The organism is Nitrospirota bacterium (genome assembly GCA_016212185.1).
Classification (GTDB): Bacteria; Nitrospirota; Thermodesulfovibrionia; order UBA6902; family DSMQ01; genus JACRGX01.
The window spans coordinates 1-22460 of sequence record JACRGX010000010.1; the positions used below are offsets into that span (position 1 = coordinate 1).

The 22460-nt window shown below is 45.4% G+C and carries 19 protein-coding genes; 13 read left to right on the forward strand and 6 right to left on the reverse strand.

The annotated features are described in order from the left end of the window. The 6 genes from HZA10_01070 to HZA10_01095 all read right to left on the reverse strand — a co-directional run. Positions 1-951 (reverse strand): RNB domain-containing ribonuclease (locus HZA10_01070; GenBank protein MBI5194894.1); only part of this gene is annotated, 951 nt, incomplete at its 3' end. 157 nt (positions 952-1108) lie between these two features. After that, positions 1109-3931, reverse strand: coding sequence for an excinuclease ABC subunit UvrA (uvrA, locus tag HZA10_01075; GenBank protein MBI5194895.1), 2823 nt, complete (start codon positions 3929-3931; stop codon positions 1109-1111). A 48-nt stretch (positions 3932-3979) separates the two neighbouring features. Then, positions 3980-5707 carry an alpha-glucan family phosphorylase gene (gene glgP, locus HZA10_01080; protein ID MBI5194896.1) on the reverse strand — a complete coding sequence of 576 codons (1728 nt, stop codon included), beginning with the start codon at positions 5705-5707 and terminating at the stop codon, positions 3980-3982. 256 nt (positions 5708-5963) lie between these two features. Beyond that, positions 5964-8276 carry a GspE/PulE family protein gene (locus HZA10_01085; protein MBI5194897.1) on the reverse strand — a complete coding sequence of 771 codons (2313 nt, stop codon included), beginning with the start codon at positions 8274-8276 and terminating at the stop codon, positions 5964-5966. 136 nt (positions 8277-8412) lie between these two features. Beyond that, a complete protein-coding gene (locus HZA10_01090; protein ID MBI5194898.1) occupies positions 8413-9372 on the reverse strand; it encodes a Dam family site-specific DNA-(adenine-N6)-methyltransferase in 960 nt (319 codons plus the stop codon). Further along, entirely contained in the window at positions 9372-10277 is a 906-nt protein-coding gene (locus HZA10_01095; protein ID MBI5194899.1) for an EcoRV family type II restriction endonuclease, read from the reverse strand. Before HZA10_01095 ends, HZA10_01090 begins: the two co-directional genes overlap by 1 nt. Before the next feature lie 275 nt (positions 10278-10552). On the opposite strand from HZA10_01095, the gene HZA10_01100 reads away from it, so the two are divergent. From HZA10_01100 to HZA10_01160, 13 genes are all read left to right on the forward strand, one after another. Next, positions 10553-10744, forward strand: coding sequence for a hypothetical protein (locus tag HZA10_01100; GenBank protein ID MBI5194900.1), 192 nt, complete (start codon positions 10553-10555; stop codon positions 10742-10744). An 80-nt stretch (positions 10745-10824) separates the two neighbouring features. Further along, complete coding sequence (locus HZA10_01105; protein ID MBI5194901.1) at positions 10825-11907, forward strand: type IV pilus twitching motility protein PilT; 1083 nt, start codon at positions 10825-10827, stop codon at positions 11905-11907. A gap of 2 nt (positions 11908-11909) precedes the next feature. Then, the gene (locus HZA10_01110; GenBank protein ID MBI5194902.1) at positions 11910-13046 is read left to right on the forward strand and encodes a type IV pilus twitching motility protein PilT; all 1137 of its coding nucleotides are present in this window, start codon (positions 11910-11912) and stop codon (positions 13044-13046) included. Further along, the gene (locus HZA10_01115) at positions 13036-13977 is read left to right on the forward strand and encodes a cyclic nucleotide-binding domain-containing protein (protein MBI5194903.1); all 942 of its coding nucleotides are present in this window, start codon (positions 13036-13038) and stop codon (positions 13975-13977) included. The genes HZA10_01110 and HZA10_01115 overlap by 11 nt, the downstream gene beginning before the upstream one ends. A 102-nt stretch (positions 13978-14079) precedes the next feature. Beyond that, positions 14080-14280 (forward strand): 50S ribosomal protein L31, encoded by a 201-nt coding sequence (rpmE, locus tag HZA10_01120; GenBank protein ID MBI5194904.1) that lies wholly within the window; start codon positions 14080-14082, stop codon positions 14278-14280. A 272-nt stretch (positions 14281-14552) separates the two neighbouring features. After that, positions 14553-15458 carry a DUF1385 domain-containing protein gene (locus tag HZA10_01125; GenBank protein MBI5194905.1) on the forward strand — a complete coding sequence of 302 codons (906 nt, stop codon included), beginning with the start codon at positions 14553-14555 and terminating at the stop codon, positions 15456-15458. Continuing rightward, positions 15451-16515 carry a peptide chain release factor 1 gene (prfA, locus tag HZA10_01130; protein MBI5194906.1) on the forward strand — a complete coding sequence of 355 codons (1065 nt, stop codon included), beginning with the start codon at positions 15451-15453 and terminating at the stop codon, positions 16513-16515. Before HZA10_01125 ends, prfA begins: the two co-directional genes overlap by 8 nt. 61 nt (positions 16516-16576) lie before the next feature. Then, positions 16577-17503, forward strand: coding sequence for a peptide chain release factor N(5)-glutamine methyltransferase (gene prmC, locus HZA10_01135; GenBank protein MBI5194907.1), 927 nt, complete (start codon positions 16577-16579; stop codon positions 17501-17503). Then, positions 17491-18741 carry a UDP-N-acetylglucosamine 1-carboxyvinyltransferase gene (gene murA / locus HZA10_01140; protein ID MBI5194908.1) on the forward strand — a complete coding sequence of 417 codons (1251 nt, stop codon included), beginning with the start codon at positions 17491-17493 and terminating at the stop codon, positions 18739-18741. The genes prmC and murA overlap by 13 nt, the downstream gene beginning before the upstream one ends. Further along, complete coding sequence (gene hisD / locus HZA10_01145) at positions 18738-20024, forward strand: histidinol dehydrogenase (protein ID MBI5194909.1); 1287 nt, start codon at positions 18738-18740, stop codon at positions 20022-20024. Before murA ends, hisD begins: the two co-directional genes overlap by 4 nt. A 12-nt stretch (positions 20025-20036) precedes the next feature. Next, positions 20037-20816 (forward strand): ABC transporter permease, encoded by a 780-nt coding sequence (locus tag HZA10_01150; GenBank protein ID MBI5194910.1) that lies wholly within the window; start codon positions 20037-20039, stop codon positions 20814-20816. After that, the gene (locus HZA10_01155) at positions 20813-21454 is read left to right on the forward strand and encodes an ATP-binding cassette domain-containing protein (protein MBI5194911.1); all 642 of its coding nucleotides are present in this window, start codon (positions 20813-20815) and stop codon (positions 21452-21454) included. Before HZA10_01150 ends, HZA10_01155 begins: the two co-directional genes overlap by 4 nt. Positions 21455-21512: 58 nt before the next feature. Continuing rightward, a complete protein-coding gene (locus HZA10_01160; protein MBI5194912.1) occupies positions 21513-22457 on the forward strand; it encodes an MCE family protein in 945 nt (314 codons plus the stop codon). Positions 22458-22460: the final 3 nt, after the last annotated feature.

A 22460-nucleotide genomic window follows, 5' to 3' on the forward strand; every position in this document is an offset into this window, starting at 1 on the left:
AAGCTCCTTTGGAAGCATGGGGATTACCTTGTGCGGAAAATATACGCTTGTGCCCCTGTGCCTTGCCTCAAGGTCCAGCGCAGAATCCCACGGCGCATAATGGCTGACGTCTGCAATATGCACATAGAGGATAAAACCGTCTGCAGTTTTCCCTATTGATATGGCATCGTCAAAATCCTTTGCCGTTTCGCCGTCAATGGTGACAGTCAAAAGGCGGCGGCAGTCAACCCTGCCGTGAGCGTTTATTTTCTCTGGAAAACTGCGCGCCTCATTGAGCACGGGGGCGGGGAATTTGGGCGTAAGAGAATATTCCTCAATTATCATGTCAATCTCAAGCTTCGGCTCGTCTATCCCGCCCAAGACTTTTAAAATTCTTCCCTCAGGCGGTCTTGATGCGGTTGGATAAGAGGTAATCTCCGCTATGACAAAATCGCCGTTTTTCGCTTCTGCCCTGTCTTTAGGACTGATGTATATGTCAAAAGGTATCTTTCTATTTTTAGGTTTAACATAAAAAGTGTTTTTCTCCGCGCAGAATCTTCCGGCAATCTTCTTTTGCCCGCGCTCTATGACCTTTACAATGCTCCCCTCTTTCCTTGCCGTGTTTTCAACACGTGCCGTCACCCGGTCTCCGGACATCGCGCTCGCAGTCTTTCTCGGCGGGATAAAAAGATCCTGCTCTCCCTGTTTTTCTGAAAGCACAAAACCATAACCGTCCCTGTGCGCCTCAAAAAACCCCGTGACAAGGCTCATCTCATCAGCCGCGCCGTAAAGCCCTATGCGCGTTTTATAGATGTCGCCGGAATTGATTAATGATTTCAGGGTGCGCTTAAGCGTGCGGTATTCATGCTTGGGCATGCGGAGAGCGCCTGAGATTTCCCTCAGGCTGACAGGCCTGTCAGCCTTGGTCTTGAGAAAATTGAGGACAGCTTCTTTTCCTTTATTGTCAGTCATGTCTTAAGAGAAATTATAACACAACACAGCATGGTGTAATATTCCATAAATAAGTTGTCATTCCTGCGAAAGCAGAAATCCAGTAAAAACAAGTTTCTGGATTCCCGTTTCCACGGGAATGACGGAAAAAACAACCTGGAACTTAAGAAACACAACGCTAAGCCAGATACTCTTTCAAAAACTTCCCTGTATGCGATTGTTTTTGTGTTGCAACATCCTCAGGCGTGCCCTCGGCAACGATACTGCCGCCTTCATTCCCGCCTTCGGGTCCTAAGTCTATGACCCAGTCTGCGCATTTTATGACATCCAGATTATGTTCCACCAGCAGGACGGTGTTGCCTGCATCCACAAGCCCGTTTAAGACGCCGAGCAGTTTTTTGATGTCATCGGGATGAAGCCCTACGGTCGGCTCGTCAAGGATGTAAAGATAGTCACGCCTGTTTAATGCCCTGAGTTCGGCGCATATCTTAAGCCTCTGCGCCTCTCCTCCTGAAAGCGTTGTGGCAGGCTGTCCTAACTTAAGATAACCCAGGCCTACAGACGCCATTAATTTCAGTCCCTTTGTGACTGACGGCAGGCGTGAGAAAAATTCAACTGCCTCCTCAACTGTCATTTCAAGGATATCGTGAATATTTTTGCCGTTATATGTAATTTCCAATACTTCAGGCTTGTAGCGCCTGCCGCCGCATTCCTCGCATTTGACATACAGGTCTTCAAAAAAATACATCTCAAGCCTTTGATAGCCTGCCCCTGCGCAGGCTTCACAGCGCCCGCCTTCTGTATTAAATGAAAAATGCCCGGCCCCGAAACCGAGGTTTTTTGCCTGTGCAGTATTTGCAAAGAGTTTTCTTACCGGATCAAAGGCCTTGATGTATGTGACAGGATTTGAGCGCGGGCTTTTGCCTATGGGATACTGGTCTATTATCTTTATCCCTTTCAGATATTCAATCCCCGAAATTGATTTAAACGGCAGCGGCTCTTCATTCGCTGTCTTAAAAGCCTTTGCAACGGCATTATAAAGCGTATCCCCTACAATAGTGCTTTTCCCCGAGCCGGAGACTCCGGTAATGCATGTCAATGTCTGAAGCGGGATATTTATATCTATGTGTTTCAGGTTATTTCCGCAGGCGCCTTTTACAAAGAGCTTTTTGCCGCTGCCCCTTTTCCTGTATTTCGGGACTGGTATTGACGCCGTATTATTTAAGTAAGCCGCTGTAAGCGTATCGGATTTTAAAAAGTCCTGCCTCCACCCTGAAAAAAGTATGCGTCCCCCTTTTCCGCCTCCGCCCGGCCCCAGTTCTGTAATCCAGTCGGCAGAATTAATGACAGCCTTGTCATGCTCAACAGCTATGATGGTATTGCCTATGTCTGCAAGCTCTCTCATTATCCCTGCAATCATGTCCACGTCCCTCGGATGAAGCCCTACCGTAGGCTCATCCAATACGTAAAGCGTTCCGGTAAGTCTTGAGGCAAGCTGGCCCGAAAGATTTATCCTTTGCGATTCTCCGCCGGAAAGTGTTTTTGACAGCCTGTCCTGAGTAAGATACCCAAGCCCTACCCTGAGAAGAAAGTTCAGTTTGAGATTAATCTGCCTGAGTATTTCAGCCGACATTTCTCTTTCGTATTCTAAAAGCCTGAGCCCTGAGAAGAAAATGCTTAATTGCGACAAGGGCTTTTTTGAAAGCTCTGCAATATTGAGCCCGCCGACTTTATATGAAAGCGCCCCGGGCTGGAGCCTGTTCCCGCCGCAGAGACTGCATACAACAGGCTTTCTGTACCTGCTTAAAAATACCCTCACATGAAGTTTGTACCGCTTGCCCTCCAGTTCTTCAAAAAATTCATGGACCCCGTAAAAATCCGGATTGCCTTTAAATATTAATTCCCTTGTTTCAGCAGGCAGGTCTTTGTACGGCACATCAAGAATCTTTTTTGCATCTCTTGCCTTGGCCCATTTTGCAAACTGCCTGTACCACCATCTGTATGCAGGCTTGCTCCACGGCTCTATGGCGCCGTCTGCAAGGGAAAGGTCTTTGTCAGGGATAATGATGTCCTCTGAATATTTCAGCGTATTGCCAAACCCCTTACATTCAGGGCATGCGCCGAGCGGGTGGTTAAATGAAAACAAAAGCGGGTGGGGCTTCGGCAGTTCAATATCGCAGTCATGACACCTGAGGCTTGATGAGAATATGAGTGAAAGCGGTGGAGCGCCGGGGATTTCAATCCTAACCTTCCCGTTTCCTTCTTTCCATGCAATCTCAACCGAGTCTGACAAACGCGGCTCGTCTTTGATGATTAGGCGGTCCAGGACGATAAACAGTAAGGAGTGAGGAGTAAGGAGTGATGTGTCGTTGGAAGGATGAATTATGAAGGATGAATCCTCAGAAGAATTTTCATCCTTCAACCTTTCACCTTCATCCTTATTCAATTTTTCCGCTTCTTGAATCTCTACAACTTCTCCGTCTATCCATATTCTGTGGAATCCGCGCTGCTTGAGGCTTTGCAAAGATTCCCCGGATTCAAAGAGAATCAATGCCTTCTGTCCTGAATATTTTTCAATAAGCTTTTTAACAACAGTTGACGGCTCCCATATCTTTAGCTCCCTGCCGCATTTCGGGCAGTGCGGCGCTGATATTTTTGAATAAAGAAGCCTGAGGTAATCATAAATTTCAGTAGCCGTGCCGACTGTTGAACGCGATGACTTTACCGGATTTCTCTGCTCAAGGGCTATGGCAGGCCTTATGTTATGAATTGCCTCAACATCAGGCCTGTCAAGTTTTTCAAGGAAAAGCCTTGCGTAGGTTGACAGGGATTCAATAAACCTCCACTGCCCTTCAGCAAATATGGTGTCAAATGCAAGCGATGACTTGCCCGAGCCTGATACGCCTGTGATTGCAATGACTTTATTATGCGGAAGAGCGAGGCTGATATTTTTAAGGTTATTCTGTTTTGCGCCTTCAATGATGAGTTCGTGTCCGGGCATCTAAATATTTTAACAGGTTTTTGAAAATGTTTGGGGCAGTAAGGCAGGTTACCTGATATACGCCTCTGTGACGTAGCGGCGCATCATCCTGTGGGTATTGAAATAGTAGGCATTTTTCCCGATGGCATTCTGCATCATCCTAATCCATTGCTTGCGGTCATTGTAGTATCTGGGGATTACGAATTTCTCAAGCTTGGTGTAAAGGTCTTCCGCATCTATCTTGCTCATATTCCAGTCAGGCTGTATCTCTGTGGGGGCAGGGCCTATTGCCCATCCGGTGAATCCTTCAATATGCCCTTCTATCCACCAGCCGTCAAGGACGCTGAAATTTACTACGCCGTTATGCGCCGCCTTCATGCCGCTTGTGCCTGACGCCTCAAGGGGTCTGAGCGGGGTATTGAGCCAGACATCAACGCCTGAGATAAGCCTGAGCGCAGTGCTCATATTGTAATTTTGAATGTACGCAATCTTTATCTTCCCTTTAAACTTTTCGATTTGGGAGAATATCCTTTCAATTGCATGCTTGCCGTCCGTATCCCTCGGATGCGCCTTGCCCGCGTAGATAATCTGAATCTTGCCGGTTCCGATTCTCTCAAGCCGTTCAGGGTCAAAAAACAAAAGGTCCGGTCTTTTGTACTCGGTAATCCTCCTTGCAAACCCGAGCGTAAGCGTGTCGGCGTCCATACCCGCGTCTGAAACAGAGTTCACATAATCAATAAATATTTTTTTTGCCTCCTGATGCGCATTCCACATCTCTTCATCCGGGATTGCGCCGACCCTGACAAATATTTCAGGCTCGTTGGCCCAGCCGGGAAGGTATTTGTCAAAAACCTTTTTCATGCTGTCTGAGGTCCATGTGAATGAATGTACGCCGTTTGTTATTGCATTAATCCTGTAACCCGGGAACATGTTCTGTGAAACTTCCCCGTGCTTTTTTGCCACGCCGTTAACATACATGCTCAGATTAAGGCCGAGGAGAGTTAAATTAAGATGCTTGGCGCCTGCAAGTTTTTGAAGGATTTTTTCAGGGAAATAATCGCCTGCAACTTTATTGTAAAGTTCATACGTGAACCTGTCATGTCCCGCCTCAACAGGCGTGTGTGTTGTAAAAACACATAAGTCCTTTACAGTTTCAAAATCCCATATGAAAGATTCATCCCACACTCTTTCAAGGTCTTTCTTATGTTCATGGAGCAATTCAAGCGTGAGAAAGGCTGCGTGTCCTTCATTCATGTGGTACTTTTTCACCTTGAAGCCGAGTTTTTTCAGCATCCTTACGCCGCCGATGCCCAGGAGCAGTTCCTGCTTCAGCCTGTAACATTCGTCTCCGCCGTAAAGATGGTCTGTCAAGGTTCTGTCCTCAGGGCTGTTTTCAGGCAGATTGGCGTCAAGAAAGATTACCGGGACATTTCCGCCTCTCAGACTTTCAACAAAATAAATCCATGCCTGTAAATGAACAGGCCTGCCTTCAATCGTTACAGCCACTTTTTCAGTCACCGCAGTCATAAGCGACGAGGGCTCCCATGTCAAAGGCAATTCTATCTGATGCCCCATGCCGTCAATTTCCTGCTTGAAATATCCCTTGCGGCTGATAAGTGTAATTGCCACAAAAGGCAGTGAGAGGTCCGCGGCGGATTTTACAGTATCACCGGCAAGCACGCCGAGCCCGCCGCAGAAAGTCGGTATTTCATCCTTTAAGCCTATCTCCATGGAGAAATACGCAATCTTCGGCTCTTTGGTGTATTCCCTCAGTATTGTAGTAATGTTCTGTTTCATAAAAATGTCAAACTGTTAATTATACAAAATTCAGAAAATAATTTTGGATCTTTTCTTGTTCCGGCGGGCACATTCTTATAAATTATGTCATTCCCGCGAAAGTAGAGTCTGTCATTCCGTGCTTGACACGGAATCCAGATATAAAAAGACACTGGATACCTGCCTTCGCAGGTATGACATTAAAGGTATTTTCATGCTCTTTTGTGATCCCGATGCGTCTGGACGGAATGACGAAAAAGGCGATATGCGCAGTCTGTTATTTGCACACGCTCCTGACCTGCTTTAAATCAGTGAGGCCCTTAAATACCTTTGTGATGCCGTCCTGAAAGAGCGTCCGCATGCCTTCTTTTATTGCCTCCTGCCTGATGTCTTCCATAACGGCCCTGGTCTGGATAAGGCGCTTTATCGGCGGGCTGCCGGCAAGAAGTTCATGAATGCCTGTCCTGCCCCTATAGCCCGTATGATTGCAGTTGCCGCAGCCCTTTGCCTTATATATCTTAAGATTGTCCGAGTATGCAATTCCCAATTCAGGGAATAAGTCCCTGCCGTACAAATCTATCAGGTGTTCAAATTCATCTTTCAAAGGGGTGTAAGCCTCCTTGCATTCCTTACATAAAGTCCGGACTAATCGCTGTGCAAGTATGCCTAACAGAGCATCTGCAAAATTAAACGGGTCTATGCCTATGTCAATCAGACGGGTAATTGTCTCAGGGGCGCTGTTTGTATGAAGGGTGCTTAAAACCAGATGCCCTGTTAGTGACGCCTCAACGCCGATGGCTGCCGTCTCCTGATCCCTCATCTCACCCACCATGATTATGTCAGGGTCTGCCCTCAGGAATGAGCGCATTGCCGCCGCAAAATCAAATTTTATCTTGGGCATGACCTGCACCTGCCTGAGTCCGTATTGTGTAATTTCCACTGGGTCCTCTGCCGTCCAAATTTTTCTGTCAGGAGTATTTATGGATGCAAGCGCAGAATGAAGCGTCGTGGTTTTTCCTGAGCCTGTCGGCCCGACAACAAGGATAATCCCATAGGGCGTTGCAAGTATTTCCCTGAACAGCTTCCGATTTCTTTCAGAAAGATTCAGGGCGTCAAGAGGCATGGACTCGCTTGGGGGAAGTATCCTCATCACGACATCCTCGCCTCCGACCGTTGGCAGTGTTGCAACGCGGAGCTCAAGGATTTTGTCTTTGTACTTGAATTTAATCTTACCGTCCTGAGGCAGTCTCCTCTCTGCAATATCCATGTAAGCCATAATCTTAAGTCTTGATACAAGAGGAGCGCTGTGCGTAAATGGAATCTCAAGCGCCTTTGAGCATATTCCATCAACTCTGTATCTGATGTCAGTGGTCTTCTTTGCCTTATTCGGCTCTATATGAATGTCAGAGGCGTCTTTGTTGTATGCGTCTGTAATGATATGGTTTGCCAGACGGACAATGGTGCTTGCAGTTTCACTGAGTTCTGAGCCCTCAGTATCTTCTTCACGGGCGGTTTCCATACTGCCCTCTTCCAAAGCGCCGAGTATATCTGACATGGAAGCCTCTGACTCCTGATAAATCTCTTCATGGGGCTCCAGAAATTTTAAAATATCGCCTTTTAATGCAACATGGAACTCATAATCCTTGGCCCTGATAAGCTGTCTTACCTCGGCAGTCTTCTGCATATCAGTGGGGTTGTCAATAACAACAGTTATCTTTTCTTTCTCAGTGTCAAAAGTCAAAGGCGCCCAGAACTGCCGTTTAAGATACGCTATATTCAGTCCCTTTAGGAGGTCACGCTGCTGTCTGACCGCATACTCGGAATAATCCGCAAATCTGCATCCATAAAACTGGCTAAGGGCAAATCCGATTTCCTTCTTTGGAATCTTGAAATCATCCATGAGGACCGTTTCCACGTCTTTTTTCAGCTCCCTTGCAGAAGCCATTGCCTTTTTCAGCTCTTCTTCAGTGATGAGATTCTGCATTATGAGGGAATTAAGACGGCTCTGCACCATCCTTGTCTGATTGCGGAAGGCAATGCCGAGGACGCTGCCGATTTCCATGACATTTTTTTCGTCCTCTTCCGCAAAGGCGGTCCCGCCTTTTTTATTGATAAGCTGAATGACGCCGAAAAGCTTGGTTCCGAATGTGACAGGCGCCGCCAGCGCCTGTGCGGTCTTATATCCTGATTTTTTGTCCCAACTGTAATCAAAGCTCAGGTCGGGATTAATATTTTTTAAGGCGGTCTGGTCATACACATCCGGGATATTTACCATTTCCCTTGAATGGGCGACATAACCTGCTATGCTTGCCGGCGATATAGGCACGCGGATTTCCTTTATGTCAGTGCCAACCTTTAATTTGGAGAAGATTTCATCTTTTGAATAATCCACGCAGTAAATGGTGAGCCGGTCCGCGTCAAAAAGCTGGAGTATGTCGTCTCTCAGGTTTATGAGAATTTCATCTATGTTGTTGGCGGAGTTTATCTTGTTGGTGACAAAATGCAGTTTCTCGGTGTACTGAACCCGCTTTTCTAATTTATTCAGAGCGTCTTTTTCCTGCGGCTTGTCCCCTGGTTTAAATAACGCCATGGATTATCTTAATAATAAAGCCCGTGCAGTGTCAAACGGAGATTGTAATAATCTTTCAAGGCACTTAAAAATGTTCTTTTTTGACGACACAGTCGTCATATGCCGTCTCAGCGGAGCGAAAGGAGAACGCCCTAAATCAGCGGCGCAGTGAAACGGAGTCTGCTGGAGTGAGTTGTTGGGTAATGTATTTTTCTCTTTCTTCGCATAGCACCAGTTGTTCAAGCTTTGGTTCAATACCATAATTGTGCTCTTGTATATATGCTGGAAAATTAAAAACTAAAGCTTCGACAATTGAGCGTCTATTTTCGATTTTCCCCCCGGAATGGTAGAAATGGTCGCGAGTGACAATATTGAAGCGGTCCCAATATTTTTCCAGCATTTCATTTTTTCTGTAATCATTATGGTGCCAGGTTGAAAGTATAAAACGAGCTTTAGTGGCAGCAAGAAGTTCGAAAAGACGGTGTTCGTCATCTTCAGTCCAACCGCTGTAATAATCAACATAACGGCCTATATACGGCGGGTCGCAGTATATGATGTCCCTTTCGGTTGCAAGAGAAATTATATTTTCAAAGGGTTCATTTAGAAACTGCCATTTAGGCTGAATAAGGCAGGCTACATCATGTACCTGATTCACGATTTTAGTGATGTAGGATTTACTAAAACGCTCCGGTTTCTGACAAAAAGGAATATTCCATTCACTTTTTCGGTTAAAACGCATCATGCCGTTAAACCCTGCTCTTGAGAGGAAGAGAAAATCCAGTGAATCATGCCCTCGATTGAAGCGGTCTTTGACGTAGGTAAAATGCTCGTATCCTTTATTACCTGCTTTGCACAGTATTTCGCCTTCTCTTTGCAGGTACTCACGGACAATTAATGGAGTAATTTCTCTTTTCTGAATAGCCTGATAAAATCGAATTATATGAGGATTCGTATCGCTAAGAATAGCTCTCCTAAAGCCGGAATTAAATGCTACGACACCGGTACCAATGAAGGGTTCAATCCAACGGCCGGGGACATCCGGCACAAGAGCTTGAATCCATGGCACTAGTTTGGTTTTAATTCCCTGGCTTTTTATCGGGGGAGTAATTACTCTCATTAGCTCTTCTTTTTAGTGACCACTGGAACAACTATATTTTTAAACTTCTTGTTTCCTTTGAAATCTATAAAGTCTTCGATGCGTTTAATTGCAACAGCCTTCCCACCTTTCTTCATTGTGGTCAGCCCATAGTTCATCCAGTATTCATCAAACCAATCTTCCCCAAGCTTTGCAAAGACCCCATTTCCTTTAAGAATGTCTTTTATGTATGTTATCGAGCCGATATTCGCCGTGTTACTGGAACCCTGACGATCACTTGCAAGCTGCCATTTCTCACATATGAAAAACTGAAAATCCTTAATTACGGAGGCAATTGAACGAAGGTTTTCAACCTTTGTTACCTTCCTATGTCCAATTTGCTTTGGCTCCACCGTCTCGTCATCGAGTTCGTTGACCTTTATAACTTCAGTTTCATCTAAATCTTTGCCGTCCGTGCGCGAGTAAATGATTCCAAGGCAGAAATGACCTGAATATTCACTATACGGAAACTGTATGTTTTTTGAAGAAGTACGATCTTTAAAATAAGTGCCATGACTGCCTAAAGTAAAGCCGTTTACATGACCGGGGGAATTCGGGTCTCGATAAGTAGTCTTGAGGTCTACAGCAAATTTGATGGTGGGGTCTTTCTGGCTTACAAAGCTCAAGTCAGGATACCAATTCTGATGCTCTGCAAGGACAATCGAGAAGTTGTTTTCTTCTGCGAACTGCAAAATCTGCGGGAATAGGTGAATCTCTAGTATTTTAGAAACAATTTTAGTATCTGAACTGATGGTGTAAATATTTTTATAGACGTCTATAAACCCTTTGACTGTCCACCCTCCATCACTGGCACTGATATGTTCTGCCAAGCAGTTCACAAAATCATGCAACGCAACAGAAAATGAGCGCTTTGCTGCATCACGCATGGATTTATTCAATTTTGCCATTGCCTTATCTTACCTTTGTCGCTTATTTTTTGTCACCCAACCAGCTATTAGATACTTTTCTGGATAATAGCATGATTTTTTAGCCGATTCAATAAAATAAAAATAGTTTATTTTGTGGTAAAATAAGCTGAAAGAGGGGGTTTAATATGGGTATTGCGGTCAAACTGCCAAAAAACATAAAAGATGAAATTATAATCATCACAAAAAAAGACAATGTTGTTGATGGAATTAAGGACCTTGTTCAGTAGGAGCTCTTGCGAAAAAAAAACAAATATTTATTCATGATGAAAAACCTTGAAAAAAAATATGCTATGAAATTTAAGGATTTTGAGAAAAAAATTAAAAACAAAGCAATAGATTATGCGACTGAAAAGGACTATTTAGACTGGGATATGGCAGTTACGGCGCTTGAAGATATCAAAGACGAACTCAAAGGGATAAATTGAAGCAAAAGATTGAAGCCCCGCCGCATTTTTAAGTTGACAAATCTCCGGCTAAAATGTAAAAACAATATAAGGTCAATCTTATGGAAATAGTTGATATTCTGAAAGCTGCGGTTGAAAACGGCGCATCTGACATACACCTGATTGCCGGCAGGGCGCCGATGGTCAGGGTGCGCGGGCATATTGAACCCCTGCAGGGCTTCCAGCCGCTTACGCCAGAAGATGCCAAGGCGCTTATTTACAGCATGCTTTACGGAGACCAGATTGCGCATTTTGAGGAAAAAATGGAGCTTGATTTTTCATACAGCATCCCGGGCCTCAGCCGTTTCAGGGTAAATGTCCTGCTGGAGCAAAACGGCGTAAGCGCGGTCCTCAGGCTCATCCCCTCAAAGATCCCGAACACAAGGGATTTGAAGCTTTCAGATGCTATAGTTTCTCTTACAAGGCTCCCGCGCGGGCTTATCCTTGTCACAGGCCCTACGGGCTCCGGCAAGTCAACAACGCTTGCATCCCTTATTGACATAATTAATGTTGAACGAAGAGACCATATTCTTACGGTAGAGGACCCGATAGAGTTTGTATATGAAATGAAAAACTGCGTTGTCAGGCAAAGGGAGGTCGGGGCGCAGACGCGTACATTCCTTGAAGCGTTGAAACACTCTCTGAGGCAGGACCCCGATGTGATTCTTGTCGGTGAAATGAGAGACCTTGAGACAATCTCCCTCGCGCTGACTGCGGCAGAGACAGGACACCTCGTATTTGCAACGCTTCATACTCAAGATGCCCCGCAGACCGTTGACAGGATTATAGACGTATTCCCTTCTCACCAGCAGCAGCAGATACGGGTGCAGTTGAGCGCCACCCTAAAGGCAGTAATCTGCCAGCAGCTCCTGCCGAGGTCAGACGGCAAGGGACGGGTTGCCGCAAGGGAGATTATGATAGTTACGCCGGCAATAGCCAACCTAATCCGCGAGGGCAAGACGCACCAGATTTACAGCGCCATTGAGACAGGGACAAAATTCGGCATGTGCACTCTTGAAACCGCGCTTGCCGAACTCGTCGTAAAGGAGCGGGCTATCACAATGGAGCAGGCAGTGTCAAAGGCAAACAACCCTGAATCCGTGAGAAGTAAAATTCTTTCATCACAGCAGTCAAAACCGCAATAAACATGAAAATAGACGAATATCTGAAGGCGCTTGTGGAAAGGGGCGGCTCAGACCTTCACCTTAAGGTCGGCAGACCGCCTCTTATGAGGATAAAGGGAGAACTTATGCCTACTGAATATCCTCCTTTAGGCAAAGATGAGATAAAAGAGTTTTTACTCCCGATACTCTCGGATTCCCAGATTAAAAAATTTGAGGCTGAACGCGAGCTTGACTTCTCATATTTTGTTGAAGGGCTTGCAAGGTTCAGGGGCAACATGTTTTACCAGATGGGGTCCATGGGTGCGGTTTTCAGGGCCATTCCCATGGAAATCAAGACGCTGGACCAGCTTGCGCTCCCTGAGGTCTTTAAAGAACTCGTATTCAGAAATCAGGGGATAATCCTTGTCACCGGACCCACGGGAAGCGGAAAATCAACCACGCTTGCCGCCATGATAGACCACTTAAACGAAAACCGTCCGCTCCATATAATAACCATTGAAGACCCTCTTGAGTTCGTTCATAAGGACAAAAAATGCACGATAAACCAGCGCGAGATAGGGTTTGACACGCTTTCATTCTCTGCGGCATTAAAACGGGCGTTAAGGCAGGATCCTGACGTCATACTCGTAGGCGAAATGCGGGATGCCGAAACCATTACTATTGCGATGACTGCCGCTGAGACAGGCCACCTCGTTTTCAGCACGCTTCATACAAACGATGCGAAGCAGTCCATAGACCGCATAATTGATACATTCCCGCCGGAGCAGCAGCATCAGGTCAGGATGCAGCTTGCAATGACCCTGTGCGCCACAGTGTCGCAGAGGCTGATTAAGAGCGCAGACGGCAAGAGCAGAGTGGCGGTCATTGAAGTAATGATCAACACGCCTTCCATCAGGAAAATGATAGAGGAAGGAAAGACAGGCGCCATTGACAAGATGATTCATGACTCAGCCTCTTTGTATAAAATGCAGACAATGAACCAGCACCTCCTCCAGCTTGCAAAAAACGGCGTCATCACAAAAGAAGACGCCTTAAGCGTAAGCAATAATCCCAATGACCTCAGGATAATGTTCCAAACTCAGATGTCCGGCGCAGATGCTCAAAAGCCCTCATCCGGCAATCCGGGCGCCTCAGAATCCGGCAGGACGTATGGAAAATAACTTAAGTCTGCTCAAGGCCATACCTATTTTTTCAGGAATAAAAGACGAAGCTCTGCACCTGCTGGCATCACTTTTAAAAGATGAATGGGTTCAAAAAAACGACTTCATCATCCGCGAAGGCGACCACTCCAATATGATGTATATAATCCATTCAGGCGCAGCAGAGGTCAGAAAGGTGATTAACCGTGAAGCCGGCAAATACAAGACTCTTGCAATACTTGAACAGGGTGATATTTTCGGTGAGATGGGGGTTTTCGGCGGTGAGTACCGGTCTGCGGATGTCGTTGCAAGAGAGGATACGGTGCTCTGGAGAATGGATTATAATGATTTTTTCAAAGTCATAGAGGCAGATGCCGCAGACGGCGTTAAACTGCTTCGGGTTATAATCACAATCCTTATTGAAAGGGTAAAGGCCCAGAACACAGAACTTGCCACATTATACGAGATAGGCCGTCTGGTGCCTGAGATTAACGACATAAAAAAACTGGCGGAAGTGGTCTTTAAGCAGGTTATGAATGATGCAACGCCTGCCAAAATGGGTTTTATCGCCTTATGGAATCAGTTTAATGACGAGTTTGACGTTTACAATTCATCTAATATAGATAATGCGTGCAGCGTAGAGAAGACAGACCCGCTTTCTGAAAGGATTTTTGAAAACAAAGCGCCGTTTTTAATCAAGGACCTTGCGGAACACCCGGAATTTGAGGGCAGATATTATTCAGCCAGTTCCTTCATAGTTTCGCCGTTTGTGCATGAAGATGAAGTGCTGGGTTTTGTATTCTTAGGCAGCCCGGAGACAAAGAATGCATTTACTTATAATCATATGATTCTTCTTTCCACGGTCTGCAGCCAGATTGCCGTGCGGCTCAAGGAGATAGAAAGAAAGACTGAGGATGCTTACAAAAAACGGCTTGCAGATGCAAGGCTCTGAACAGCAGTAATTTCAACGCCCTGAGCATCAGAATGCCCCTGCTATTGAAATACTCTTGATGATTCTGTTAGTATATAAAATTCAATTCAAACGGAGGTCGTTGTGAAAGAAGGAATTCATCCCGAATACAAAGAGGCAAAGGCGGTCTGCGCATGCGGAGAGACTTTTACTACAAGGTCAACAAAGCCGTCAATACATGTGGACATCTGCTCAAAATGCCATCCTTTCTTTACCGGAAAGCAAAAGCTGGTTGATGCTGAAGGAAGGGTTGAGAAGTTTAAGAGAAAATACGCAAAGAAGTAGCTGCGCTTACAAGAAAAGGAAACTCATTTTTTGCCGGATAATGAGTTTCCTTTTTTTGTTTGGAAAGGTTAAGGCTGCAATAATGTTACCAATAGGGCAGACATTACTCAAAAATTTATTTAACTTGATAAATATCTTGAAATTATCTTCATTTCGTTTATCAATAAAATAATACAACAGCCATTAGTTAACAGTACGTTTAGGTATCAAAAAATAAATTTTTTCGCAACATCTGCCTTATTTAAGCTTTGCATTTTTTAGACTAACTATATATGAAAAACATAGGCGGACAGGCTGTAATTGAAGGCGTGATGATGAGGTCGCCCAATGCGTGGACTGTGGCGGTGAGGGGGCCTAACAAGGACATTTTTGTCAAAAAAGAGGAAATCACCCCTTTGCCGAAACTGCTTAAGAAACCCGTAATCAGGGGGGTGGTTGCGCTTGTGCAGTCATTAATGCTTGGGATTAAGGCGATAACCTACTCTGCTGAAAAGGCAATGCCTGAAGAAGAGGGAAAGCCGTCCTCTTTTTCAATGGGCATCACTGTATTTTTAGCCTTTGCGTTAGGCATAGTAATATTCATTCTCCTTCCGCTTTATGCCACAAAGCTTCTGGGTATTATATTTAGTACAGTTATGGAAAATTCTATTGCGTTTAACCTTGTTGACGGCGTAATTAGGATATTTTTCTTTCTTTTGTATGTCGTACTGATAAGCATAAACAAGGACATCAAAAGGGTCTTTCAGTATCACGGCGCAGAACATAAGACAATATACGCGCATGAGGCAGGTGTGGAGTTGACTGTGGAGAACATTGAAAATTACAGCATCCTTCATCCGAGGTGCGGCACGAGTTTTCTGCTAATCGTAATGATTTTAAGCATACTAATTTTCTCATTTATCCCCCAAGACTGGCCGTTTATTGAAAAATTCCTGTCGCGTGTGGTGCTTATCCCGCTGATTGCAGGGCTTTCTTATGAATTTATAAAGTTCAGTTCAAAAAAAATTGACAATCCCCTTGTCAGGATGATGACCAAACCCGGGTTATGGCTCCAGCAGTTCACTGCAAAGACGCCTGCGAACGACCAGGTGGAAGTCGCAATAGTTGCGCTTAAAGAAGTGCTGCAGATGGAAGCAGGAATTGCAGAAAGAAAAAAAGGTGAAGGCAATGCTGATTAAAAAACTTGAGGCAATTGAAAATAAATATGAAGAGCTTGCACAGCTTCTGACGGATCAGGCGGTATTTTCCGATTTCACGCAGTATCAGAAGTATTCTAAGGAGCAGGCGGAGATTGCCGGGCTTGTCAGAAAATTCAGAGAGTATAAAAAAACTCTTTCCGACATAAAAGAGTCTGAGGAAATTTTAGAGTCAGAAGGGGACAGCGAGTTGAAAGAACTCGCTGAATCAGAGCTTGTTGAGCTTAAGGAAAAGCAATCAAAGATTGAAGACGAGATGAAGCTGATGCTTATTCCCAAGGACCCGAGGGATGAGAAAAGTATTATCCTTGAAATAAGGGCGGGCGCGGGCGGGAATGAGGCTGCGCTTTTTGCCTCTGACCTTTTTAGGATGTACACTAAATACGCCGAGGGCAGACGCTGGAAGGTGGAAACCATAGACATCAGCTCAACGGGCATAGGCGGCTTAAAAGAGGTCGTTGCATCCATACAGGGCAAGGGCGCATACGGCCGGTTGAAGTATGAAAGCGGGGTACACCGCGTGCAGAGGATTCCTGTAACAGAAACTTCAGGAAGGGTTCATACGTCTACCGCTACGGTTGCAGTACTGCCTGAGGCTGAGGAAGTTGATCTGAAAATTGATGAAAAGGAATTACGGGTTGACACCTACTGCGCATCAGGCCCCGGAGGGCAGGGTGTTAACACAACATATTCTGCAGTGAGGATTGTTCATATACCGACAGGGCTGATAGTGCAATGCCAGGACAGCCGCTCTCAGATTAAAAACAGGGAAAAGGCTTTGAAGGTTTTGCGCTCAAGGCTTTATGAACTTGAAGTTGAGAGGCAGGAAAAAGAAAGGGCGCATGAAAGAAAAACCCAGGTCGGCACAGGCGACAGGAGTGAAAAAATAAGGACCTATAACTTTCCGCAGAACAGAATTACCGACCATAGGATCGGCATTACCTTGCATAAACTCGGCATGGTCATAGAGGGCGACCTTGACGAGATGGTAGACGCCCTTATAACACATTATCAGGCGGAGAGTCTGAAGGAAGTATAATGTAGTCACAGGCTTTAGCCTGCGAAAAATACGCAACCTGAAGGTTGCGGCTACAATTTTTATGAAGACGCTTGAGATATTAAACAAAGTTGCAAAAACCCTAAAAGCTGCTCAGGTGGAATCTGCGGAGAAAGAGGCGGAAGTCATTGTAAGACAGGGACTCGGCATTGACACGTCTGAGATGTATGCTAACAATCCGGCGTTAAGCGATGACAGGATAAATGCGATTGAAGAATTACTGCAAAGAAGGCTCGGCCGCGAACCGCTTCAATACATACTCGGCAGTGAAGAATTCTTAGGGCTGAAGTTAATCATCGGCCGCGGCGTTTTAATACCGAGACCTGAAACAGAACTTATGGCAGAACACGCCATAAAGACCGTAAAGAGTTATGAGTTAAGAGTTAAGAGGCAAGGTACAAAGGCACAAAGGGGCAAAGGCACAGAGAAACCTTCAACCTTAGCTGTTCTTGATTTATGCACCGGCAGCGGGTGCCTTGCCCTTGCGCTTGCAAGGGAATTCCTTGAAGCAGAGGTCTACGGCACTGACATATCTAATACTGCAATTGCATATGCAATTAAAAACGCTGAAATCAATAACATCAAAAACGCTGTTTTTTTAAAAGGCAGCCTGTTTGAACCCCTCAAAAAACTGTTCACTGTTCACTGTTCACTGTTCACTGTTGATTTGATCATTTCAAACCCCCCTTACATACGGACCGGCGATATAAAAACCCTCCAGCCTGAGGTAAAAGACTGGGAGCCTGAAATGGCCCTTGACGGCGGGGCAGACGGGCTTGATTTTTACAGGGAATTAATACCGGCCTCAGGGCGCTTTCTTAAAAACAACGGCATTATCATGCTTGAATCAGGCGCTGGACAGGCGGCTGATGTTGCTGATATGCTTAAGGCGTCCGGATATGAGGAGATTGAAATCACAAAAGATTATGCCGGCATTGAGAGGATAATTCAGGCGACATGGAAAAATTAGTAATTGAAGGCGGCGCGCCCCTGAAAGGCGAGGTAAACATCGGCGGCGCAAAAAATGCCGCACTGCCCGTAATGACGGCATCTATACTCAGCCCCGGAGAAAACGTAGTTTCCAATGTCCCTAATCTAAAAGACATAGCAACAATGGGCAAGCTCCTTGCCAGACTCGGCATAGGTTTTCAGTTCAGCGGGGATAAGATAACGCTGAAAACCGATAATATAACCTCGGTGGAAGCGCCCTATGACCTTGTAAGAACCATGCGCGCCTCTGTCCTTATCCTCTGCCCGCTGGTCGCAAGAATGGGCGAGGCAAAGGTTTCGCTTCCCGGAGGCTGCGCCATCGGCGCAAGACCCATTAACCTGCATCTGATGGGGCTTGAGAAAATGGGCGCTGAGATAAATCTTACAGAAGGATATGTGCATGTTAAGGCAAGGCGGCTGAAAGGCGCATCAATTTATTTTGACATACCGACAGTCACAGGCACGGAAAATCTTATGATGGCCGCTTCGCTTGCTGATGGCGTTACCATACTTGAAAATGCAGCTATGGAACCCGAGGTGGTGGACCTTGCAAAGGTCCTGACTGAAATGGGCGCTGACATTGAAGGCGCAGGCACAAGTATTATCAGAATAAAAGGTGTTGAGAGCCTCAAGCCCTTTAACTACCGCATCATACCAGACAGGATAGAGACTGGGACGTTTCTTGCCGCCGCAGGAATTACAGGCGGAGATATAAAAATCAAAAAATGCAATTTTTCTCATCTTGACGCCATAGTTATTAAGCTCAAAGAGGCGGGGCTTGTCATAAATCAGGAGGCTGACGGAATAAGGGTTCAGGGGCCTGAAAGATTAAAGCCGGTAAATGTTAAGACCATGCCTTATCCCGGTTTCCCGACTGACATGCAGGCGCAGTTTATGACTTTAATGTCCATTGCAGACGGCACAAGCCTTATTACTGAAAGCATATTTGAAAACAGGTTCATGCATGTTGCGGAATTAAAGCGTATGGGCGCCAACATAAAGGTACAGGGCGCAACTGCAACCGTTAGAGGCATCCCGTCATTAACCGGCGCGCCTGTGATGGCAACGGACTTAAGGGCCAGCGCCTCGCTTATAATTGCAGGACTTGCCGCAAAGGGAACGACTGTTGTTGACAGGGTCTATCACCTTGACAGGGGCTATGAGCAGATAGAGGAAAAACTAAAACCACTCGGCGCAAAGATTAAGAGGATAAGATGAAAATAATAAGAGGGAAACAAATCAATATGTTTTTAAAATCTCTTAAAACAAGACTGGTTGCCGGAGGCGGTGTTGAGCCTGCCGTGCGGAAAATTCTTGAGGATGTGAGGAGAAACGGAAACAGGGCTTTAAAAAAATACACAGAGAAGTTTGATTCAGTCAAAATAACAAGTTTTCTGATAAGCAAAAAAGAACTCGCCTCCGCCGCTGACAAGGCTGATAAAAAAGTAGTCCGGGCGCTTGAGGTTTCAGCCCGGCGCATAATTGCATTCCATAAGAAGCAAAAAGAAAAATCATGGACCTTTTTTGAAAATGGAATTACTCTCGGACAGATAATAAGACCCATTGAGCGGGCCGGAGTTTACATACCCGGAGGCAAGGCGTCATACCCTTCAACAGTTTTAATGACTGTAATACCCACGCTTGTTGCCGGCGTTAAGGAAATTGCCTTATGCATGCCAACCCCCGGAGGCGTAATAAATCCTTATTCAGCATCCGCCATAAGAATACTCGGGCTAAATGAGGTTTACAAAATCGGCGGCGCGCAGGCAGTAGGCGCAATGGCTTTTGGCACTGAGACAATAAGAAAAGTTGATAAGATAGCCGGCCCGGGGAATATCTATGTTGCAACCGCAAAAAGGCTTGTTTTCGGCGAAGTTGACATAGACATGATTGCGGGACCGAGCGAGGTGCTGATAATAGCGGATAAAACCGCTGATCCGTCATTTATTGCAGCAGACCTGCTAAGCCAGTCCGAGCATGATGAAATGGCGTCTGCAATCCTCATTACTGATTCCGGGCTGCTGGCAAAAAATGTTGCTCAGGAACTGGCATCTCAATTAACAGCCCTTAAACGAAAGGCCATCGCAAAAAAATCTTTGGGCAAATACGGTGCGATAATAATTGTGAAGGGCATTAATGATGCCTTTGATATTGCCAATAAAATTGCGCCTGAGCACATGGAGATAATGACCTCTAACCCCAAGCGGTATCTGACTGAAGTAAAACACGCAGGGGCAATTTTTTTAGGCAAGTGGAGCCCTGAGCCGCTCGGTGATTATTCCGCAGGTCCCAATCATACGCTTCCCACAGGCGGCACGGCAAGATTCTCCTCGCCGCTCGGAGTTTATGACTTTGTCAAACGCTCAAGTCTGATTGATTTCAGAAGAGAAGGTTTTATGCGGCTTGCAAATACCGTTAAAACCCTTGCAGATGCAGAAGGCCTTGAGGCTCACGGCAATACGATACGGGTAAGAATGGGGAAAGTAACCTGCAAAGTATGATAAAATTTGTTTATGTCACCGCTTATTAATGCCCGCAGTATCGGGAGCAGTATTATTAATATTGACAGGTATGCAAAAGGGTACTATGAGTTGTTTGGTTATTCATTAAAAAACCTTCCGGTGTTAAAGATCGCACCTGTCAGATCAGTCCTGTATAAGCAAATATATTTTACCGGCATAGAAGCTCTTAGCAAAATAGCATTGTTAGGCCTGCTCATAGGGCTTGTTATTATCACCCAGATTACAAATCTCGCCGGGTCAAATGCCGTGCTTACTGGAAAGATACTAATCTGGACCGTTGTGAGAGAGCTCGGGCCCCTGCTTGCAGCCATAATAATTATAGCAAGGAGCGGCACTGCCATAGCCTCGGAGCTTGGCTCTATGAAGGTAAATAGAGAGCTGGAACACCTGAGGATTATGGGTATTGACCCCATGGATTATCTCCTTGTGCCGAGGATACTTGGGATTACCGCGTCTGTCTTTATCATTACCTTTTATTTTCAGTTAACGGCTGTTGCAGGAGGACTGGCGCTTACCTCAGTCCTCATGGATATTCCCTTTCTTCAGCACCTTAAGGGCATGTTCTTAGCGCTGAGTTTTTTTGAGGTAGCGGTTTCTTTGCTGAAAAGTCTTGTATTCGGACTGCTGATTTCCACCATATCGTGCTATCAGGGGCTCAGCGTCAGGGCCTCCATCACCGAGATACCTCAGGCTGCGACAAAGGCAGTCATGCAGAGTTTGTTCCTTGTATTCATATTTGATGGTATAATTACTCTTATAGCGTTTATATGATAAGGCTTGAAGAGGTTGCCACTGAAAATATTGCGCCGCTGTCAATTGAGATAAAAAAAGGCTCTGCATGCAAGATAATTGCTGCATCCGAAGATGCAAAGAATGACCTGCTGGATGCAATTTTAGGCGTCCGGAAGCCGAGCAGCGGCAGGGTTTTTCTTTTTGACAGGGAGATATATTCCATTCCCGCAAAGGAATGTCTGAATTTTTTCAGGCGGACAGGAGTAGTCCTGTCAGATGGAGGCACTATCAGCAACATTAAGGTATGGGAAAACATAACCCTTCCCGTATGGTATCATTCCGGGAAAAAACCGGCAGATATTGAAGACAGTGTTATTGAGATTTATAAACAACTCGGCGTGAGCCATTCGTATCTTTCAGAGCATATCGGCAGGCTTCCCGGCCCCCTGCCGGCTCATGAAAAAAGGATTATCGGGCTTGTCAGAGCGCTGCTCATGGAGCCTGAATTAATGCTCTACGACTCCCTGCTTGAAGGAATGGGGCAGGAGATGACAGAAAGACTGGAGAGGCTGACTGCAAAATTTCATGCAGAAAAATCAGGCAGGACATCTGTCTATATAACAACAAACGAACTTTCCGTAAAAAATGTGCAGGCAGATACTGTTGTCAGGATATAATATAAGTTAACAGTCAACGGTTGACAGTTGACAGATAAAAGTTAAAAACAAGAAAACTATGGCGATGATAAAAGAAACAGACCCGCGGTTTGCAGGCATTGAGAAAAAAATCGGCATATTTGTCATCACGGCAATTGCCGGGATAGCGCTGGTAGCGGTATTCATAGGGGTTCAGCAGGATATTTTTATCCCCAAGACAACAATATTCTTTGTTACTGAAAGCGGGCAGGATTTAAGCGAGGGCATGGCGGTAAAGCTCAGGGGATTTAAGATAGGCAAGGTCCGGAAGGTACTGCTTGATGACAGCGCCCGGGTAACCGTAGAGTTGTCCCTAAACAAAAAGTACATGAAATGGATAAGGACTGATTCAAGGGCAAAACTGGTAAAAGAAGGGCTTATCGGCGAGAGTATTATTGAAATAACCCGCGGAGCGCCTGAGGCAAAAGAGATTGAATCAACCGGAGTCATTCCGTTTGAAAGAGAAAAAGGCATCGGCGAGATGGCTGAGGAGCTTAAAACTGAAATCAAGCCTTTGCTCTCTGATATCAGGCAGATTTTTCAATATGTCAATGACCCGAACGGCGATATTAAGCAGGCATTGAAAAATGTCAAAAAGGTGACCGCTGATATTGATGCGACAAGACAACATCTTGACACACTGCTGAAAGACACGAATAAGAATATTTCATCAGTCACTGCGAAAATTGACCCTGCACTCAGCTCGGCAAAACAAACGCTTGAAACAGCAGGGGCGATGATTAAGAAGATTGATAAAGATATCCCGCAGATAATGGAAAAAATAGATAAAAGCCTTGACAATGTACGGGAAGCCACTGAAGAATTTAAAAAATCTGCATCCCAAATACCTCCTATCATTGAAAAGGGCAATGAGCTTACCGGCAGCACAAAAGAAGTCCTTGATTCAGTTAAACAGGTCTGGCCCATAAGCTCATACATTGAAGAGCCGAAAGAAAAGACGCTGAAAATGGACAGCTATGAGTAAAGC

What these genes read in the sequence shown, in the direction of transcription:
- HZA10_01105 (MBI5194901.1), top strand. Translation starts at nt 10,825, where the DNA reads ATGGAAATAGTTGATATTCTGAAAGCTGCGGTTGAAAACGGCGCATCT.
- HZA10_01085 (MBI5194897.1), bottom strand. Translation starts at nt 8,276, where the DNA reads ATGGCGTTATTTAAACCAGGGGACAAGCCGCAGGAAAAAGACGCTCTG.
- HZA10_01110 (MBI5194902.1), top strand. Translation starts at nt 11,910, where the DNA reads ATGAAAATAGACGAATATCTGAAGGCGCTTGTGGAAAGGGGCGGCTCA.
- prmC (MBI5194907.1), top strand. Translation starts at nt 16,577, where the DNA reads ATGAAGACGCTTGAGATATTAAACAAAGTTGCAAAAACCCTAAAAGCT.
- HZA10_01155 (MBI5194911.1), top strand. Translation starts at nt 20,813, where the DNA reads ATGATAAGGCTTGAAGAGGTTGCCACTGAAAATATTGCGCCGCTGTCA.
- HZA10_01125 (MBI5194905.1), top strand. Translation starts at nt 14,553, where the DNA reads ATGAAAAACATAGGCGGACAGGCTGTAATTGAAGGCGTGATGATGAGG.
- murA (MBI5194908.1), top strand. Translation starts at nt 17,491, where the DNA reads ATGGAAAAATTAGTAATTGAAGGCGGCGCGCCCCTGAAAGGCGAGGTA.
- HZA10_01150 (MBI5194910.1), top strand. Translation starts at nt 20,037, where the DNA reads ATGTCACCGCTTATTAATGCCCGCAGTATCGGGAGCAGTATTATTAAT.
- HZA10_01090 (MBI5194898.1), bottom strand. Translation starts at nt 9,372, where the DNA reads ATGAGAGTAATTACTCCCCCGATAAAAAGCCAGGGAATTAAAACCAAA.
- glgP (MBI5194896.1), bottom strand. Translation starts at nt 5,707, where the DNA reads ATGAAACAGAACATTACTACAATACTGAGGGAATACACCAAAGAGCCG.
- HZA10_01115 (MBI5194903.1), top strand. Translation starts at nt 13,036, where the DNA reads ATGGAAAATAACTTAAGTCTGCTCAAGGCCATACCTATTTTTTCAGGA.
- hisD (MBI5194909.1), top strand. Translation starts at nt 18,738, where the DNA reads ATGAAAATAATAAGAGGGAAACAAATCAATATGTTTTTAAAATCTCTT.
- HZA10_01095 (MBI5194899.1), bottom strand. Translation starts at nt 10,277, where the DNA reads ATGCGTGATGCAGCAAAGCGCTCATTTTCTGTTGCGTTGCATGATTTT.
- uvrA (MBI5194895.1), bottom strand. Translation starts at nt 3,931, where the DNA reads ATGCCCGGACACGAACTCATCATTGAAGGCGCAAAACAGAATAACCTT.
- HZA10_01160 (MBI5194912.1), top strand. Translation starts at nt 21,513, where the DNA reads ATGGCGATGATAAAAGAAACAGACCCGCGGTTTGCAGGCATTGAGAAA.